Origin of the sequence: Microbacterium hydrocarbonoxydans, from assembly GCF_011752045.1 — a bacterium.
Lineage (GTDB): Bacteria > Actinomycetota > Actinomycetes > Actinomycetales > Microbacteriaceae > Microbacterium.
Genome location: NZ_JAAKXW010000005.1, coordinates 353,428 through 370,359, shown reverse-complemented (window position 1 = coordinate 370,359; position 16,932 = coordinate 353,428). Strand labels below are relative to the sequence as shown.

Here is a 16,932-nt window from a genome sequence, read left to right as displayed (position 1 = left end):
TGCGATTCAGCGGACCGCGACGCCGTCCTTCCAGACCTGCTCGACGAGCGGCACGCCCGGACGATAGGCCAGGTGGATGCGCGTCGGCGCCTTGAGCAGCACGAGATCGGCACGGGCGCCCGGCGCGATGACGCCGATGTCATCGCGCCGCAGCGCCCGCGCTCCCCCGGCCGTGGCGGCCCAGACCGCCTCGGCCGGCGTCATGCCCATGTCGCGCACCGCGACGGCGATGCAGAACGGCATGGACGACGTGAAGCTCGACCCCGGGTTCGTGTCGCACGCGAGTGCGACGGTGACCCCCGCGTCGATGAGACGCCGCGCGTCGGGATAGGGCTGACGGGTGGAGAACTCGACCCCCGGCAGCAGCGTGAGAACGGTGTCGGAGGCGGCGAGCGCCTCGACATCGGCGTCCGTCAGGAACGTGCCGTGGTCGATGGATGCCGCGCCCAGCTCGACCGCGAGCTGAACACCTGCACCGGGGCCGAGCTGGCTGGCGTGCAGTCGCGGTGCGAGCCCGCGGGCGATGCCCGCCTCGAGCACGCGCCGGGACTGCTCCACCGTGAACGCCCCGGTCTCGCAGAACACGTCGATCCATTTCGCGTGCGGCGCGCAGGCGTCGAGCATGGCTCCGGTGACGAGGTCGACGTACTCCTCGGCCCGGTCCGAGTACTCCGCGGGCACCACATGCGCACCCAGGAACGTGACCTCGGGCGTGACCTCGGCCGCGAGCCGCACGAGGCGCTCCTCGGTCTCGAGGTCGAGCCCGTAGCCGCTCTTGATCTCGACGGTCGTCGTGCCCTGCGCGAGCATCTCGTCGAGGAAGCCGCGCAGCCGGGCGCGCAGCTGGTCGTCGGTGGCGGCGCGCGTCGCCGCGACGGTGGAGCGGATGCCGCCGGCGGCATACTTCTGCCCCTGCATCCGCGCCTCGAACTCGGCGGCACGGTCCCCGCCGAAGACGAGGTGGCTGTGACTGTCGACGAAGCCGGGGATGACCGCGCAGCCGCCGGCGTCGTCCGTCTCCTCGGCGTGCGGCGCATCCGCTGCCGCACCGACCCAGGCGATGCGGCCGTCCTCCACGAGCACGGCCGCGTCGTGGAGGATGCCGCACGGGTCCGCCGGGGAGCCGACGTTCGTGGTCAGCTCCCCGATGTTCGTGATCAGCACGGTGCTCACAGCATCGGCACCTTGAGGCCGCGCTCGCGGGCGATGTCCTTCGCGTGCTCGTAGCCCGCGTCGACGTGACGCATGACCCCCGTGCCGGGGTCGTTGGTCAGCACGCGCTCGATCTTCTCGCCGGCGAGGGCGGAGCCGTCGGCGACGGTGACCTGGCCGGCGTGGATGGAGCGGCCGATGCCGACGCCGCCGCCGTGGTGCAGCGACACCCAGGAGGCACCCGAGGCCGTGTTCAGCAGCGCGTTGAGCAGCGGCCAGTCGGCGATCGCGTCGGAGCCGTCCTTCATCGCCTCGGTCTCGCGGTACGGCGAGGCCACAGAGCCGGAGTCGAGGTGGTCGCGGCCGATCACGATCGGCGCCGAGAGCTCGCCGGAGGCGACCATCTCGTTGAACTTCAGGCCGGCGAGGTGGCGCTCCTTGTAGCCGAGCCAGCAGATGCGGGCGGGAAGGCCCTCGAAGTGGACCTTCTCGCCGGCCTTCTCCAGCCAGCGGTGCAGGGCCTTGTCCTCGGGGAAGAGCTCCGCGATCGCGCGGTCGGTCTTGCGGATGTCCTCCGGGTCGCCGGAGAGCGCGGCCCAGCGGAACGGGCCGCGACCCTCTTCGAACTGCGGGCGGATGTACGCCGGGACGAAGCCGGGGAACTCGAAGGCCCGGTCGAAGCCGCCGAGCACGGCCTCCGCGCGGATGGAGTTGCCGTAGTCGAAGACGGCGGCGCCGGCGTCCTTGAACGCGACCATGGCCTCGACGTGCGCGGCCATGGACTCGCGCGAGCGCCGCGTGAACTCCTCGGGGTCGCGCTCGGCCTCGGCCTTCCAGTCCTCGACCGAGACGCCGATCGGAAGGTAGGCCAGCGGGTCGTGCGCGCTGGTCTGGTCGGTGACGATGTCGATCGGCACGCCACGGCGGAACAGCTCGGGGAAGACCTCGGCCGCGTTGCCCACGATGCCGACGGACAGAGCCTCGCCGGCCTCCTTCGCGGCGACGGCGCGGGCCACGGCCTCGTCGAGGTCGGTGTAGTAGACGTCGAGGTAGCCGTGGTCGACGCGGCGGGCGAGACGGGTCTCGTCGACGTCGACGATGAGGCAGGCGCCCTCGTTCAGGGTGACGGCGAGCGGCTGCGCGCCGCCCATGCCGCCGGCACCGCCGGTGAGCGAGAGGGTGCCCTTGAGGGAGTCCCTGCCGAGCGACTGCGCGACGGCGGCGAAGGTCTCGTAGGTGCCCTGCAGGATGCCCTGCGAGCCGATGTAGATCCACGAGCCGGCCGTCATCTGACCGTACATCATCAGCCCCATCTCCTCGAGGCGGCGGAACTCGGGCCAGTTCGCCCAGTCGCCGACGAGGTTGGAGTTCGCGATGAGCACGCGCGGAGCCCACTCGTGGGTGCGGAAGACGCCGACCGGCTTGCCGGACTGCACCAGCAGGGTCTCGTCGGGCTCGAGCTCGTCGAGCGTGCGGACGATCGCGTCGTACGCCTCCCAGCTGCGGGCGGCCTTGCCGGTGCCGCCGTAGACGACGAGGTCCTCGGGGTGCTCGGCGACCTCGGGGTCGAGGTTGTTCATCAGCATCCGCTTGGCGGCCTCCGCGCCCCAGCTCTTCGCGGTGCGGACGTTGCCGCGGGCGGCGCGGATCGTACGGGTCTCAGTGGTCTCAGGCATGTGCGTGCTCCTTTGCGATGCGGGCGATGGCGCCGGACTGCACGAGCGCGGTCACGGCCTCCATGTCGGGAGAGAGGAATCGGTCGGGGCCGGGGCCGGCGGCCACGGTGCGGACGAGGTCGCGGACGGCTCCGGTGGCGGGGCCGGCCTCGAGGGGCGCGCGCAGGTCGAGCGCGCGGGCGCCGGTGAGGATCTCGATCGCGAGGACGCGGCCGAGTCCGTCGATGGCGCGACGGAGCTTGCGGGCGGCGGCCCAGCCCATCGACACGTGGTCCTCCTGCATGGCCGACGACGGGATCGAGTCGACGGATGCCGGGACGGCGAGGCGCTTCAGCTCGGACACGATGCCGGCGGAGGCGTACTGGGCGATCATCAGGCCGGAGTCGACGCCGACCTCGTCGGCGAGGAACGGCGGGAGGCCGTGGTTGCGCGCCGGGTCCAGCGCGCGGTCGGTGCGGCGCTCGGACACGGAGGCGACGTCGGCGACCGAGATCGCGAGGAAGTCGAGGACCGCGGCGACCGGGGCACCGTGGAAGTTGCCGTTCGACTCGATGCGGCCGTCGACGGTGATGATCGGGTTGTCGATCACGCTGGCGAGCTCACGATCGGCGATGGTGGCCGCGTAGCCGGCCGTGTCGCGCGCCGTGCCGTGCACCTGGGGTGTGCAGCGCAGCGAGTACGCGTCCTGCACGCGGCCGTCCTCCGGGCCCTTGTGGCTGTGCACGATCGGGGAGTCGGCGAGGAAGGCGCGGAGGTTCGCTGCGGATGCCCCCTGCCCCACCTGCGGGCGCAGCGCCATGAGGTCGGCGGCGAAGACGGCGTCGGTGCCGAGCTGCGACTCGATCGACATCGCGGCGGCGATGTCGGCGGTGATGAGCAGCTCGTCGAGGTCGTGCAGGGCGAGGACGAGCGTGCCGAGCATGCCGTCGGTGCCGTTGATGAGCGCGAGCCCCTCCTTCTCGACGAGAGTGAGCGGCTCGATGCCGCAGGCTTCGAGCGCCTCGGATGCCGGGACGAGCTCGCCCGCGGCGTCGCGGACGTCGCCCTCTCCCATGGTCGCCAGGGCGATGTGGGCGAGCGGGGCGAGGTCGCCGGAGCAGCCGAGCGAGCCGTACTCGCGGACGATCGGCGTGATCCCCGCGTTCAGCAGCGCGGCGTAGGTCTCGACGACGACCGGGCGGACGCCGGTGCGGCCGGACGCGAGCGTCTGCAGGCGCAGCAGCTGCAGGCCGCGCACGACCTCGCGCTCGACCTCGGGGCCGGTGCCGGCCGCGTGCGAGCGGATCAGGCTGGCCTGCAGCTGGCGGCGACGGTCGGGAGCGATGAAGGTGGTGGCGAGCGCGCCGAAGCCGGTGGAGACGCCGTAGTGCGGGTTCGGGTCGGCGGCGAGGCCGTCGATGACGCTGCGGGTCTGCGCGACGCGCTCCAGCGCCTCGGCGGCGATGACGACAGGGGCGCCGTGCCGGACGACGGCGACGACGTCGGCGTGGCTCAGGGGCGCGGCACCGACGAGAACGGAGGGCAGATCAGTCATGATTAGATTCCACACCCCGGGGGTCGCGCGCAACAGCGGATCATGGCAACCTTTGTCTGTGATCCCAGACATTGCGGATGCGGCGGCCGCGAGCACCGGTCAGGTCCCCGCCGCCGAGAACACGCTGCGCATCCTCCGGTACCTGGCGGGGCGCCCGGCGCCCGTCGCGGCCTCGGCGATCGCGCGGGAGCTCTCGCTGCCGCGCTCCACCGTGTACCACCTCCTCACCACGCTGTCGGTGCACGGCTTCGTCCTCCACCTGAAGGAGGAGCGCCGCTGGGGGCTCGGCACCTCGGCCTTCGAGCTCGCCGGCGGCTACGCCCGCCAGCAGCCCCTCGCCCGCCTCGGCCGACCCCTGGTCGCCGCGCTCTCCGACCGCCTGGGTGAGAGCGCCCATCTCGCCGTGATGAGCGGCGGCGACGTGCTGTACATCGTCGAGGAGCGCGCCCCGCGGCGCCCGGCCCTCGTGACCGACGTCGGCGTGCGCCTGCCCGCGCATCTGACCGCGTCCGGGCGCGCGATGCTCGCCGCCCTCCCCCGCGAGCAGGTCAGGGCCCTCTACCCCTCCGCTTCCGCCTTCCCCGACCGCACCGGCCTCGGGCCGCGGAAGCCGAGCGAGCTGCGGGAGCTGCTGCGCGAGGTCCGCGCCCGCGGCTACGCGATCGAGGACAGCGAGATCGCCGACGGGCTGCGCAGCGTCGGCGCGGCCGTCCGCGACCACGCGGGCTGGCCCGTGGCCGCGGTCGCCGTGACGTGGGCGGACGACGCGCTCGACGAGGTCCGGCTCGCCGACGCGGTGCGCGAGACCGCAGCGGTGCTGGAGTCTCGCCTGAAGCGCTGAGCGGGATCGTCGCTCAGCCGTCGAGGCTCGCGGCCAGGACGGCGGCCTCGGTGCGGCTGCGCAGGCAGAGCTTGCCGAGGATGGCGCTCACGTGGTGATCGATCGTGCGCACCGAGTTGTGCAGTCGGGCGGCCATCTCGGCATTCGTCAACCCGTCGCGCAGCAGCGCGAGCACCTCGCGCTCCCGCGGCGTCAGCACGGCGAGGGGGTCGCCCGCGCGGGGTGCGCTCCGCCGAACCTCCTCCGTGATCCTGGCCACCCGAGCGACGCTGTGGGGGGACGACGCGCGCGCTGCGGCGAGCCGGAGTGCGGCATCCGCCTCGTCCCAGCGGCCGAGACCTGCGAGCAGTGCACCGAGAGACGCCTGGCAGTGGGCATACAGGAAGCCGGGTCCGGCCCAGTGCCCCATCCCGAGCTGCGTCTCCGCTTGGGCGAGCCACTGGCGGGTGCGCTCGAGGTCGCCGGTGCGCTCGCAGGCGGTCGCCAGATCGCAGACGACCTCGACCGAGGTCAGGGCGCTCCTGGCCTGGCCGCTCACGATCATCGCCATGGACTCGTCGAGGCCGGTCATGCCCTCCTCGACCCGTCCGCGGCCCACCCGGGTCGTGCCGAGATCGGCGAGCAGCTTCGCCTCGAGGTCGAGGCTGCCGGCCTGCCGGACGTCCGCCAGCGCGGCGATCCCCTCCGCCTCGCGCTCGCCGCCATCGGGGAGGAAGCAGGCCGGGAGCGGGAAGGCGGCCAGCGCGCGTTCGACCGCTCCGCCGCCGCCGGCCGCTGCCGAGCGGGCGCGCGCGAACCAGCCGTTGGCGACGTGCACCCGATCGAACGCGAAGAACTGCAGGCGCCCGAGGAACGTCGCAGCGACCGCCGCGCGCGGTTCCTTCTGCTCGGCGAGACGCAGGTAGCTGTCGGTCAGCGCCTTCTCCGCCGCATCCGTCCGCTCGGTGAACGCCAGGCAGACGCCCTGCGCGAGCAGCCGCTCCTCCGGTGCCACGGCGGTTTCGGCCTCCGCGACCTGCGCGGCAGCCGGGAAGTCGAACCGGTTGAGCGCGGCGTCGAGCGCCGGCCAGTCCGGTCCTCCGAAGAATGCGGGCATAGGCACATCCTGGCACCTGCCTGCCGGCATCCGCAGATGGGCAGAATCACCGATGCGCGCCGCACCGGGACGCGCGACCCTGGTCGGACCGGACGAGGACCGAGAGAGGGTTCGATCATGAGCACGACGATGTTCCACGCCGCCGGCGGGTACGAGCTGCTGATGGGCCGCTTCCTGCCCACCCTGGCGCCGGCTTTCGCGGACGCCGCGGGCGTGAGTGCCGGGCAGGACGTCCTGGACGTCGGATGCGGCCCTGGGGGCCTCACGGCGGAACTCGCCGCACGGGTCGGTGCCGGCCGCGTCGATGCGATCGACCCTTCCGCGCCGTTCGTCGCGGCGTGCCGCGAGCGGGTGCCCGGAGCGCGCGTCGTCGAGGGAACCGCCGAGGACCTCCCGTACCCCGCGCATCGCTTCGACACGACGCTGGCGTCTCTCGTCGTGGGGTTCATGACCGATCCCCGGCGAGGCGTTGAGGAGATGACGAGGGTCACCCGCACCGGCTGCGTGGTCGCCCTGTGCTTCTGGGACGTGCGGCGGATGCAGGCGCTCGGCCGGTTCTGGGCGGCGGCCCGTGCGGCGATCGACGCTGCGCCGGCCGACCGCTCTCTCGTCGGCGCGAGGGAGGGCGAGCTCGAAGGCCTTCTCTCCGGCGCGGGCCTCGTCGGCATCCGCTCCGGGGAGATCGAGGCGATCGCGGGCTATCGCGATCTCGACGACCTCTGGTCCGGCTACACCGCCGGCGTCGGTCCCATCGGCCAGTACGTCAGCCGTCTCTCCGACGCAGAGCGGGATCGGGTCCGGGATGCCGTGGCGGCGGGCTTCGACGATCCCTCGGCTCCGTTCGAGCTGTCCGCCGTCGCATGGTTCGCGGTGGGGCGGGTGCCGGCCCACCCCACCGCGTAGCCGATTCTCAGGAACCGCGGTGCGTGGGCTCTCCGGCGCGGTGATCAGCGGGGTCGAGCACAGCCGCGGCCCCCTCCTCACCCTCGGAGATCACCGCGTCCTCCTCGAACGACATCCGGAGGTTGCGGCGGAAGAACCGCGTCAGCGCCAGCAGCACGACGACGCCGGCCACCAGCCAGATGGCGCCGTACGTCATCGCGTCCGTCGCGAGGTTCACCCAGAGCAGGAGCGTGAGCGCGACGCCGATGACCGGGAGCACGATGTTGCGGATGATGTCGCCCGCGCTCCTGACCTCCCGGCGACGCACGGCGAAGTGGACGATGACGGTCACGTTCACGACGGTGAACGCGATCAGCGCGCCGAAGTTGATCAGCGAGAAGATGAAGTCGAGGTCTGCGAACGCGGCTCCCAGCGACACGATTCCGACGAAGATGACGGCCACAGACGGCGTGCGGAAGGTCGGGTGCACGAAGGAGAAGAGGCGCCCGACCGGACCCGTGCCGTTGCGGCCCATCACGTAGAGCATGCGCGACACGCTCGCGTGCGAGGCGAGGCTGGATGCGACCGCCGCGGCGACGGCCGCCGACACGAAGAAGATCTGGAAGACGATCCCGCCGACCGAGTTCGCGATCTCCGGCAGGGCCGTGCCCTCGAAGCCGGCGTCGACGGGGAACAGCGACTGGGTGAACCAGGCGGCGACGAAGAAGATGGCGCCGCCGAGCAGCAGGGCCAGGACGATCGCCTTCGGCACGACGTGCGTGTCCCTGGCCTCCTCCGTGTACATCGTGATCGCGTCGAAGCCGATGAACGAGAAGCACACGATGGTGGCCGCGCCGACGACCGCCATGACCTGCACGCTGGTCTGCCAGAACGGCGCGAGGCTGAACGGCGTGCCGTTGCCCGCTCCCTGCGTGAGAGCGGACCAGGCGAGCACGATGAACACCCCGATGAGCACGATCTGGAAGATGAGCAGAGTGGCGTTGACCTTCGAGGTCGAGGAGATGCTCCACAGGTTCAGCAGGGTGATGGCGGCGACATAGACGACCACCCAGATCCAGCTCGGCACGTCAGGGAAGAACGACTCGAGGTACTGCCGGACGAGCAGCGCGTTCACGAGCGGGAGCAGCAGGTAGTCCAGCAGCGCCGTCCAGCCGACCAGGAAGCCGACGTTCGGGTGGATCGTCTCGGACGCGTAGGTGTACGCGGATCCGGCCGACGGGTAGACCCGGGTCATCCGGCCGTAGCTGATCGCGGTGAACAGCATCACGACGAGCGCGAAGACGTAGGCGAGCGGCACGACACCGCCGGAGGCCTCTGACACGTAGCCGAAGGTGTCGAACACGGTCATCGGCGTCATGTAGCCGAGTCCGAGACCGACGATGGCCCAGAGGCCGAGCGAACGTCGAAGGGTCGGGTGGGCAGAGGCAGAGCCTGGAGTCATCGTTGATCCTCAGGGTGGAAGTGACGGGAGACTGCGACCCTACTGCCTCCGGGCCGCCGCCGCACGTGCCGTATTGGACAGATGTTCATCATTTTTCGCCGGTCTGTATACACCGGTGCTGTCTGTTCAACGTGCTGCTGCTGGCGTGGCCGACCGTCCTCGGCATCCGCGGAGACCGGGCGCACAGGGACGTGCGGATCCCGCCGGGCGGATTCGCGCGGGCTCGTGAACAGCGACGGAGGACCCACGAGAAGAGCCCCCGGGCTTCGCTCGGGGGCTCTTCTCTTTCGGTGGACCTAAGGGGATTCGAACCCCTGACCTCCTCGATGCGAACGAGGCGCGCTACCAACTGCGCCATAGGCCCTTGAACCTCAACTACGTTATCACGCCGGAGAGGCAGCTCGCGCCGCGCCGGTCACCCGGCGGCGCGGCGGGCGAGGAGCTCGCGCACGTGCGCCTCGATCTCGGCGTCGTCGACGAAGCCCATCTTGGCGTAGGGGGTCGAGGCGGCGGGGGCGGGCAGCTGCACCGGCTCCGGCGGTGCCATCCTCTCGGCGCGAGCCCGGAGCTCGGCGAGGCGTGCAGCCTTGCGAAGCTGCTCCTGCGCGTCCCTCTCGGCGAACGCGGTCTGCGCCCGCGAGCCGGCCATCGAGACGAGCGGTTCCGGCAGAGGCCTCGGCGTCCAGGTGGCGCTCCCCTGGTCGTGGAGTTCGGGGGCGACGCGCGGCGCGGCCGGTGCCTCCCTCATGACCGGTCGGCGCATGGCGCGCGCCGCCACGGACGCCATCCGCTGGAGGGTCGCGCCTGCGAGCAGCACCGCAGCGCCGCCGACCCAGATCAGGGTCTGCGTCCCGGCTGCGATGAGCTGCCAGACCCCGAGCCCCGCGAGAGCCAGTCCGACGACGAGGATGCCGGTCGCGGCGATCCGCACCCGTCGCCGGGCACGCGCCTGACGCACGACCGGGTCCGCCCGCGTCGCGGCGAGCTCGGCACGGAGCCTGGCCAGCTCAGCCGCCTCCTTCTCGGACTGCACCTTCTTCGCCAGCTTCTGCTGGGCGAGCGCGGTGCGGGCGTTCAGCTCGAGGCGCACCTCTCCCGGCGTCTCACTGGTCTCCGCGAGCACCCGCAGCGCCTGATTCAGGCGCACGGCGTTCCGCTCGGCCGCGTTGTACTGGAAGCGCCCGCGCCAGGACGGCAGCAGATAGAGCATCCACAGGAGCACGGCGACGAGGACGATCACTCCCCCGCTCAGAACCGGCCCATCCATACCGACAACGGTAAGGGAACACGGGGCACGGCCGGGGACGACGGGTCGCGTGTCGCGGCGCCCGGTGCTTCCCGGTTCAGATCGCGAGCCGGTCGGCGGGCGGGATGGTCGCTGCGTCGGGCGGTACCTGACCGCTCAGCCAGCGTGCGAGCACCCCCTGCGGCACGTCCTCCGTCGTGAGGGCGAAGGCATAGTGGTCGCGCCAGTCGCCGTCGATGTGGATGAACCGGCGCCGCAGGCCCTCGTACCGGAAGCCGAGCTTCTGCACGACGCGCAGGCTCGCGGCGTTCTCCGGACGGATGCAGATCTCCATGCGGTGCAGCCCGTACTCGACGAAGCACGCGTCCGTCGCCATCGCGACGGCCGTCGGTGTGATCCCCCTGCCGGCGAACCGCTCGCTCACCCAGTAGCCGATGGTCGCCGAGCACAGCGAGCCGCGGGCCACGCCCCAGACGTTGAGCTGCCCGGCGATCTCCCCGTCGTACTCCATGACGAACGGGTACCCGGCGCCGTCGCGGTACTGCTGCAGCAGGCGCTTGATGCTCAGGCGCATGTCGAAGGAGACGGCCCCGTGCGGGACCGTCGCCTCCCAGCGCTGGAGCCAGGCCCGGTTGGTCAGCAGCTCATGCTGCAGAGCGCGGGCGTCCCGCGTGCGCACGAGGCGCAGTTCGACCGGCCCGTGTCGCATCCCCGCTCCCGTCTCCATCCGCAGACCCCGTCACGCGTCCGCAGGCTACAGCCGAGCCGCGAACTCCTTGAGCCAGGGACGGAGCTCGGCGCCGAGATCCTCCCGGTCGGAGGCGAGTTGCACGATCGCCTTGATGTAGTCCACGCGGTCGCCGGTGTCGTATCGACGGCCGCCGAAGACGACGCCGACGACGCCGGGGCCGTCGGGCGCTGCGGCCAGCTCCTGCAGCGCGTCGGTCAGCTGGATCTCGCCGCCCTTGCCGGGCTCCGTGCGCTCGAGGATCTCGAAGACGGATGCCGGCAGCACATAGCGGCCGATGACGGCGAGGTTGGACGGGGCGTCCTCCTGCGCCGGCTTCTCGACGAGCCCGGTCACCCGCACGGCGTCCGAGCCCTCGATCGGCTCGACGGCGGCGGCTCCGTACATGTGGATGCTGGACGGATCGACCTCCATGAGGGCGATCACGGCGGCGCCGGTGCGCTCATGCTCGGCGATCATGTCGGTCAGCAGCGGGTCGCGGTCGTCGATGAGGTCGTCGCCGAGCAGCACGGCGAAGGAGCTGTCCCCGACGTGCGTGCGCGCGCGCAGCACGGCGTGGCCGAGTCCCTTCGGCTCTCCCTGACGGACGAAGTGGATGTCGGCGAGATCGCTCGACTGGACCACACGGGCGAGGCGGCCGGTGTCGCCCTTCTCCGAGAGCTTCACCTCGAGCTCCGGCACGGAGTCGAAATGATTCGAGATGGCGTTCTTGTTGCGCCCGATGATCACCAGGATGTCGTCGATGCCCGCCGCCACCGCCTCCTCGACCACGTACTGGATGGCGGGCTTGTCGACGACGGGGAGCATCTCCTTCGGCATCGCCTTCGTCGCGGGCAGGAATCGCGTACCCAGCCCCGCTGCGGGAATGACAGCCTTGATCTTGTGGTCGCTCATCCTCTCAGCCTACCCGTGGCGGTCCCCCGTAAACTCGGAGCCATGTCGAATGACGTAGAGCACGCCAAGCGCGCCCTCCGCGCGGAACTCCGCGAACGGCGGGCCCTGCTCTCCGAGGCGCAGCGGGAGGCCGCGGCGAACGCCATCGCGGCCCGGCTCGACGAACTGGTCGACGCCACGGGTGCTCGCTCCATCTCCTGCTTCCTCTCCACCACCACCGAGCCGGGCACGAGGGGATTCGTGGACCGTGCCGTGCGCCGCGGCATCCGCGTGCTCCTCCCGATCACCCGTGCTGACGGCCTGCTCGACTGGGCGGTCGCCGGCGACGGCGACGACGTGATCGAGGGCATGTTCGGCCTCCCCGAGCCGACCGGCGAGGTGCTCAGCCCGATGGCCGTGAACGACGTCGACCTGATGATCATCCCCGCCGCGGCCGTGGATCGCACCGGGATGCGGATGGGCTGGGGGCGCGGCTACTTCGACAAGACGCTCGGCTCCATGGAGAAGTGCCCGCCCGTCTATGCCGTCGTCTATGATTCCGAGATTCTCGACTCCCTGCCCCGGGAGGTGCACGACCAGCCGGTGACCGGCGTCGTGACCCCGACGCAGACACTGCTCCTGTCGCCGACGCGACGCTGAACCGAGGAACGCCATGCCCACCTATGCCTACGCCTGCACGTCGTGCGGCCACCAGTTCGACGCCGTCCAGAGCTTCTCCGAGGATGCGCTGACCACCTGCCCCGAGTGCGGTGGAGCGCTGCGCAAGCAGTACGGCTCCATCGGCGTCACCTTCAACGGATCCGGCTTCTATCGCACCGACTCGCGGGCGAAAAACGGCGGGTCGAAGGATGCTTCGGCATCATCGAAGTCGGATGCGTCGACGAGCGCCAAAAAGGCTCCCGCGGCGTCTCCGGCCTCGACCTGAGGTCCTGACCTATTGGGGGTACCCGTGATCAAGGGGTTCAAGGAGTTCATTCTCCGCGGCAATGTCATCGATCTGGCAGTCGCGGTCGTCATCGGCGCCGCGTTCACCGCGATCGTCAACGTCATCGTCGAGCAGCTCATCAACCCGCTCATCGGGCTTCTGTTCAAGGCCGAGAGCCTCGACAAGGCACTGGTGCTGACCGTGGGCGATGCCAGCTTCGGCTTCGGCGCCATCATCGCCGCGATCATCAACTTCCTGGCTGTCGCGGCTGTCGTGTACTTCGTGTTCGTGTTCCCGATGAACAAGTTCAAGGAGCGCGCCGAGGCGAAGAAGGGCACTCCGGAGGAGGAGCCCGCCGCGGCCACCGAGACCGAGCTGCTCGCCGAGATCCGCGACCTGCTCGCGAATCAGCGCAGCGCCTGACGGCATCCGCCAGCCGAGAAGCCCGGTCCCTCATCGGAGGTGCCGGGCTTCTCTGCGCGCACGTCAGTAGTGCGGAGGGACGTCCTGCCGCAGGCGATCGTCGTTCGGCCCCTTCGGACCGGATGCCGGCGCGGACGGAGCCTCCTCAGCGCCGGGGACGGCGGCCTCCGGCTCCGTGTCGGTTCCGGGCACCGGGGTCAGCCGCGCCCGGCGGGATCCGGGAACCCGGACGACGCGCTGGCGCGGCTCGTCCTCACGCATCGCCGGGGTCGACGATGTCGATCGGCTGCGTGTCCTCCTCTGCCCGCGGTGCGGACGGAGAGATCCCCAGGACTGCGGCGATCCTCGTGGCGGCGGTCGCCGGGTCGCTGTAGAGGTCGAAGGCGTGCACGCGCACGTAATGCCAGCCCAGGCGGCGCAGGACGTGCGGTCGCAGGCGCAGCGTCTCGCGCAGCGACTCCCCTCGGGACTCCGGATCGGACTCGATGACCACGGCCTTGCCGTCGTGCTGGGCCACCAGCGGGAGCAGACCGCGGTAGTCGACGTCGACGGAGGCGCCGAGGCGACGGAGCTCCCTGGCGAGCGCGAGGGTCAGCGGATCGGCGAGGTCCTCCAGCCGGGCGTCGCGAGCACGCGCCGCGAGACCGCCGAGGATCGACATGAGCGTGGCGGCCCCGTATTCGAGGCGACCGTCGTCGAATGCCGACGGCCGGATCGACGACACGATCACCATCGAGCGGCGGGCCCTGGTCATGCCGACGGTGAGCAGCCGCTCGCCGTCCGGGGTCGACAGGTCGCCGAAGTCGCTGAGCACCCGGCCGTGCTTGGTGAGACCGAAGCCGAGGGAGAAGATCACACGATCGCGGCTCTCCGCGACAGACTCCTCGAGGGTGAGCACGGCGAAGGGCTCCGCCGTGTCGCGGCCGACGAAGTCCGCGACGTCGGAGCGCCCGGCGAACGCCGATGTGACCGCAGCGCGCACGCGCTCGGCATGGCGGGCGCTGGCCGTCACCACCATGAGCGACTCGTCGGGCCGGTGCACGGCGTGCTCGACGACGAGGGTGACGACCCTGGCAACCTCCGCCTCCGGGCTCTCCACCGCCCCCGACACGGGATCCGGCGTGCCCACGCCGCCCTCGACGTAGTCGACGGTGAGGCTGCCTCGACCCAGATAGGAGCCTGCCCACGGGAGGGAGACGATCTCCCCGCCGTAGAACGCGTCGTTGATGAGCTCGGCGAGATCCTCCCCGCCCGCGCGATAGCTCCGGGTCAGGGTCATCACCGGGAGCAGCTCCGAGAGGCGCTCGAAGACGGAGACCGGATCGAACGGCACCTCGGGCTCCCAGTCGTCGGCGGGATCGACGGCGACGTGGAACGGGGTGGGGCGCTGGGTGACCGGATCTCCGAAGGCGACGACCTGCCGCGCGCGACGGATCGCCGGCGCCGCCTCAGCCAGGTTGATGGCCGCGGCATCCACCAGGAGAACGGTGTCGAACTCGACGGAGTCCGGGATATCCGGGACGAGATAGGGCGACGAGATCCACACCGGCGCCAGCACGTTCACGAGAGCGGGTGCGGCGGCCACGATCTCCGCAGTGGTCGCCGTCGCCTGCTTGAGGGCGCTGCGCAGATGCCGGGCCTCGGTCGGCTCGTCCACGATCGCGATGCGCCACTGGTTCGCGAGCTGCCAGGCGAGCAGCGGCCCTGCCATCGCGGCGTGCGCCTCGTCGACGAGACGGAAGTCGCGCTCGAGCCGGTCGACGACGGCCGTGTTGGCCCCGAGCAGCGCACGGTTGTCCTGCAGAGCGCGCTCCAGGAGCGACTGCCACCAGGCGAACTCCAGCTCGTCCCCGACCTGCGCCTCGGAGACGTGGCGGACGGAGAGCTCGGCGAGCAGCGGCTCCAGCCCGAGCTCGGCCAGGCGGTCGCGCAGCTCAGCGCGCTCGACGAGATTGTCGAACACATCGGACTTCGCCGCGAGACCGGCGAGCGTCCGCACCAGACGTGCGACGGGGAGGGAAGCCAGCGGCTCACGACGGCCCAGCGCGGCATCCAGCTTGGCGAGCTCGGCCTCCACCCGCTGCCAGGCGACGTACACGTCGGCCAGACCGAGCGGGATCTCCGGGGCGACCCCCGCATCGACGCAGCGCTGCCACTGCGTCCGCTGCGCCTGGATGCGCAGCAGGGCCTCGTGCATCTCGCTCACGTGCACACCCGGGCGGACGTACTCCTTCGCGAGCCGCCGGAGCCGACGGCGGTTCGCCCCGGACATCCCCGGGGAGTCCCGGCGTGAGCCGTGCGCCTGGATGAGCTCGCCGAGAGGGCGCTCGAACACCGTCGGGCTGAAGCGGTCGAGGGAGTCGCGGATGCCCTGCAGGAGCCGGAGGTACTCGCCCAGCTCGTGGATCGTCGCGAACGGACGCATGTGGGTCTGCGCGATCAGCGCGTATCCGCGCTCGAGCAGGGCAGGGACGCTGGTCGAGTGCAGCCGAGCGGCGAGGCCGTGCGCGGCCTTCGCCGCCTCGGTGCTGGAGAAGGTGACCCCGTACCACGGGGAGTCGTCGGGGCCGAAGCGGAACTCGCCGAGCCGCGCGGCGTGCGCCATCATCTCCGCCGCGCCCGACCGGTCCCCGGAGAGGCGGCGCAGCGTCTCGGCGCTCAGGCGCGCCGTGGTCGACGGCGGGTTCGGGGCGGAGGCGAGCCTGGTCAGATGGCGCGTGGCGTCGAGGACGGAGGCGCCGGTGCCCGCGACCGGGGAGGTGAGCGCCTGACGGTAGTCGCGGAGCACGGCGCGCAGTCGCACCAGCGCGTCGTCGACGTCGCTCACCTTCGGCGCGGTCGCCTTCTCGTTGCGCCCGATCGCCCTGACGAGGTCGCGCCGGGTCGTCGCCGGGGAGACGGCGAGGCTGTCGAGCCCGATGCCGGTGAGCCGATGGCGCACCCCGTCGAGCGTCGAGCGCCGAGCCGACACCACGAGCACGCGCTTGCCCGCCCGGACCAGCTCGCCGAGCGCGTTGATCGCGGTCTGCGTGCCCCCGGTTCCGGGCAGCGTCGCGACGGTCAGCGAATGACCGGCCGCGATCCGGGCGAGCACCGCCTCCTGCTCGGCATCCGCGTCCAGCAGCAGGTTGTCGGATGCCGGGGCGCGGTCGTCCGGTCCGGTGTGGTGCGGCTCCGGGCGCCTGGCGGAGACCTGCTCCCTGTCGCCGACGTGACCGGCGAGCGCGTTCAGGACCAGGTGATCGAGGTTGCGGCCGTCGCGCGCCATCGCCCCGCCCACGTCGGCGAACGTCGAGACGACCAGGCGCGGCTGCACAGAGAACGTGTCGATGGAGCGCGTCGTCGCGCGCAGGCTGTCGATCACCGGCTGCGGCTTGAAGATGCCCCCGTCGTAGGCGAGGGCGGCGAGCCCGGCCGCGTCGATGACGAGGCCGAAGTGCTCGCGGGCGATCCGCACCAGTTCGGGGTTGACCTCGAAGACCCCCTGGAGCTTCAGCTCGAAATCGGAGTGGTGACGGCGGATCGCGAGCGGGCGCAGCAGCACGGGAGCGGCGAAGTCCGCTCCCCCGATACGCCATCCGGCGACGCCGACGGCGAGGTGCACGGCCTCGATGCCGCGGACCGTGCGCAGCTCGGTGTTCTTCGCGGTGATCCGCTCCGCGGCCAGGCGCGCGGTGCGCAGCCCGACCTCGTCGCGGAAGAGGTTCGACAGGAGGGTCGACTTCCCGGTGATGAACTGCGGAAGGCTGCCGGGGTGGGCCTTGGAGATGTCGATGCCCGACTCGACCGTGTCGCGGAACGTGATCAGCGGCGACGCCCCGCCGAGATCGGCGGCCTCCGCGCGGAGGCGGGTGCGCTCGGCTTCGGCCGCGTGGGCGACATCGACCCCGGTGCCGGACTCGTGCAGCTCGCCGAGGGTCACTGCGGCGTCCGTCGCCGCATCATCCGCAGCCTTGCCATCACGTCGCCACACACTTCACACACTAGGCGCGCGGCGGCGTTCGTGCCGGTATCCCGGGCGGGTTTCACCGGATTTCCGCCCCTGAACAGCCT

The 16,932-nt window shown here is 71.5% G+C and carries 15 protein-coding genes and 1 tRNA gene; 5 read left to right on the top strand and 11 right to left on the bottom strand.

The features are described from left to right. Window positions 1-6: 6 nt before the first annotated feature. Genes hutI through hutH form a run of 3 tightly spaced genes read right to left on the bottom strand, consistent with a single transcriptional unit; the run spans window position 7 to window position 4,362 of the window. Window positions 7-1,173: an imidazolonepropionase gene (gene hutI / locus G6G98_RS15740; RefSeq protein WP_164234447.1), complete on the bottom strand. Its 1,167-nt coding sequence runs from the start codon at window positions 1,171-1,173 to the stop codon at window positions 7-9. Beyond that, window positions 1,170-2,828 carry a urocanate hydratase gene (gene hutU, locus G6G98_RS15735; protein ID WP_164234446.1) on the bottom strand — a complete coding sequence of 553 codons (1,659 nt, stop codon included), beginning with the start codon at window positions 2,826-2,828 and terminating at the stop codon, window positions 1,170-1,172. The genes hutI and hutU overlap by 4 nt, the downstream gene beginning before the upstream one ends. Beyond that, window positions 2,821-4,362: a histidine ammonia-lyase gene (gene hutH / locus G6G98_RS15730; RefSeq protein ID WP_067354872.1), complete on the bottom strand. Its 1,542-nt coding sequence runs from the start codon at window positions 4,360-4,362 to the stop codon at window positions 2,821-2,823. The genes hutU and hutH overlap by 8 nt, the downstream gene beginning before the upstream one ends. Window positions 4,363-4,414: 52 nt before the next feature. Here hutH and G6G98_RS15725 point away from each other — a divergent pair, with 52 nt between their 5' ends. Continuing rightward, window positions 4,415-5,203: an IclR family transcriptional regulator gene (locus G6G98_RS15725; RefSeq protein WP_243842148.1), complete on the top strand. Its 789-nt coding sequence runs from the start codon at window positions 4,415-4,417 to the stop codon at window positions 5,201-5,203. 13 nt (window positions 5,204-5,216) lie between these two features. Here G6G98_RS15725 and G6G98_RS17085 read toward each other — a convergent pair whose 3' ends face one another. Next, complete coding sequence (locus tag G6G98_RS17085) at window positions 5,217-6,299, bottom strand: helix-turn-helix transcriptional regulator (protein ID WP_208321515.1); 1,083 nt, start codon at window positions 6,297-6,299, stop codon at window positions 5,217-5,219. Between the two features lie 117 nt (window positions 6,300-6,416). Here G6G98_RS17085 and G6G98_RS15715 point away from each other — a divergent pair, with 117 nt between their 5' ends. Then, window positions 6,417-7,202: a class I SAM-dependent methyltransferase gene (locus tag G6G98_RS15715; protein ID WP_208321514.1), complete on the top strand. Its 786-nt coding sequence runs from the start codon at window positions 6,417-6,419 to the stop codon at window positions 7,200-7,202. A 7-nt stretch (window positions 7,203-7,209) separates the two neighbouring features. On the opposite strand, the gene G6G98_RS15710 is transcribed toward G6G98_RS15715, so the two are convergent. From G6G98_RS15710 to galU, 5 genes are all read right to left on the bottom strand, one after another. Beyond that, complete coding sequence (locus tag G6G98_RS15710) at window positions 7,210-8,643, bottom strand: APC family permease (protein WP_067354860.1); 1,434 nt, start codon at window positions 8,641-8,643, stop codon at window positions 7,210-7,212. A gap of 291 nt (window positions 8,644-8,934) precedes the next feature. Continuing rightward, window positions 8,935-9,007 (bottom strand) — tRNA-Ala (locus tag G6G98_RS15705). Window positions 9,008-9,058: 51 nt separating this feature from the next. Continuing rightward, window positions 9,059-9,910, bottom strand: a complete 852-nt coding sequence (locus G6G98_RS15700) for a hypothetical protein (protein ID WP_067354858.1) — start codon at window positions 9,908-9,910, stop codon at window positions 9,059-9,061. A 76-nt stretch (window positions 9,911-9,986) separates the two neighbouring features. Then, window positions 9,987-10,598: a GNAT family N-acetyltransferase gene (locus tag G6G98_RS15695; RefSeq protein WP_067354855.1), complete on the bottom strand. Its 612-nt coding sequence runs from the start codon at window positions 10,596-10,598 to the stop codon at window positions 9,987-9,989. Between the two features lie 45 nt (window positions 10,599-10,643). Continuing rightward, window positions 10,644-11,531 (bottom strand): UTP--glucose-1-phosphate uridylyltransferase GalU, encoded by an 888-nt coding sequence (galU, locus tag G6G98_RS15690; RefSeq protein WP_067354850.1) that lies wholly within the window; start codon window positions 11,529-11,531, stop codon window positions 10,644-10,646. A gap of 42 nt (window positions 11,532-11,573) precedes the next feature. On the opposite strand from galU, the gene G6G98_RS15685 reads away from it, so the two are divergent. Genes G6G98_RS15685 through mscL form a run of 3 tightly spaced genes read left to right on the top strand, consistent with a single transcriptional unit; the run spans window position 11,574 to window position 12,879 of the window. Continuing rightward, entirely contained in the window at window positions 11,574-12,170 is a 597-nt protein-coding gene (locus tag G6G98_RS15685) for a 5-formyltetrahydrofolate cyclo-ligase (RefSeq protein ID WP_067354848.1), read from the top strand. A 13-nt stretch (window positions 12,171-12,183) separates the two neighbouring features. Further along, the gene (locus G6G98_RS15680; protein WP_067354845.1) at window positions 12,184-12,456 is read left to right on the top strand and encodes an FmdB family zinc ribbon protein; all 273 of its coding nucleotides are present in this window, start codon (window positions 12,184-12,186) and stop codon (window positions 12,454-12,456) included. 24 nt (window positions 12,457-12,480) lie between these two features. After that, complete coding sequence (gene mscL / locus G6G98_RS15675; RefSeq protein WP_067354842.1) at window positions 12,481-12,879, top strand: large conductance mechanosensitive channel protein MscL; 399 nt, start codon at window positions 12,481-12,483, stop codon at window positions 12,877-12,879. 63 nt (window positions 12,880-12,942) lie between these two features. On the opposite strand, the gene G6G98_RS15670 is transcribed toward mscL, so the two are convergent. Both G6G98_RS15670 and G6G98_RS15665 read right to left on the bottom strand, forming a co-directional pair. Further along, window positions 12,943-13,140, bottom strand: coding sequence for a hypothetical protein (locus G6G98_RS15670; RefSeq protein ID WP_164234444.1), 198 nt, complete (start codon window positions 13,138-13,140; stop codon window positions 12,943-12,945). Next, window positions 13,133-16,852, bottom strand: a complete 3,720-nt coding sequence (locus G6G98_RS15665) for an AAA family ATPase (protein WP_164234443.1) — start codon at window positions 16,850-16,852, stop codon at window positions 13,133-13,135. Before G6G98_RS15665 ends, G6G98_RS15670 begins: the two co-directional genes overlap by 8 nt. Between the last annotated feature and the right edge of the window lie 80 nt (window positions 16,853-16,932).

What these genes read in the sequence shown, in the direction of transcription:
- G6G98_RS15685 (WP_067354848.1), top strand. Translation starts at nt 11,574, where the DNA reads ATGTCGAATGACGTAGAGCACGCCAAGCGCGCCCTCCGCGCGGAACTC.
- galU (WP_067354850.1), bottom strand. Translation starts at nt 11,531, where the DNA reads ATGAGCGACCACAAGATCAAGGCTGTCATTCCCGCAGCGGGGCTGGGT.
- G6G98_RS15680 (WP_067354845.1), top strand. Translation starts at nt 12,184, where the DNA reads ATGCCCACCTATGCCTACGCCTGCACGTCGTGCGGCCACCAGTTCGAC.
- G6G98_RS15715 (WP_208321514.1), top strand. Translation starts at nt 6,417, where the DNA reads ATGAGCACGACGATGTTCCACGCCGCCGGCGGGTACGAGCTGCTGATG.
- G6G98_RS17085 (WP_208321515.1), bottom strand. Translation starts at nt 6,299, where the DNA reads ATGCCCGCATTCTTCGGAGGACCGGACTGGCCGGCGCTCGACGCCGCG.
- G6G98_RS15695 (WP_067354855.1), bottom strand. Translation starts at nt 10,598, where the DNA reads ATGCGACACGGGCCGGTCGAACTGCGCCTCGTGCGCACGCGGGACGCC.
- hutH (WP_067354872.1), bottom strand. Translation starts at nt 4,362, where the DNA reads ATGACTGATCTGCCCTCCGTTCTCGTCGGTGCCGCGCCCCTGAGCCAC.
- G6G98_RS15700 (WP_067354858.1), bottom strand. Translation starts at nt 9,910, where the DNA reads ATGGATGGGCCGGTTCTGAGCGGGGGAGTGATCGTCCTCGTCGCCGTG.
- G6G98_RS15710 (WP_067354860.1), bottom strand. Translation starts at nt 8,643, where the DNA reads ATGACTCCAGGCTCTGCCTCTGCCCACCCGACCCTTCGACGTTCGCTC.
- hutU (WP_164234446.1), bottom strand. Translation starts at nt 2,828, where the DNA reads ATGCCTGAGACCACTGAGACCCGTACGATCCGCGCCGCCCGCGGCAAC.
- G6G98_RS15670 (WP_164234444.1), bottom strand. Translation starts at nt 13,140, where the DNA reads ATGCGTGAGGACGAGCCGCGCCAGCGCGTCGTCCGGGTTCCCGGATCC.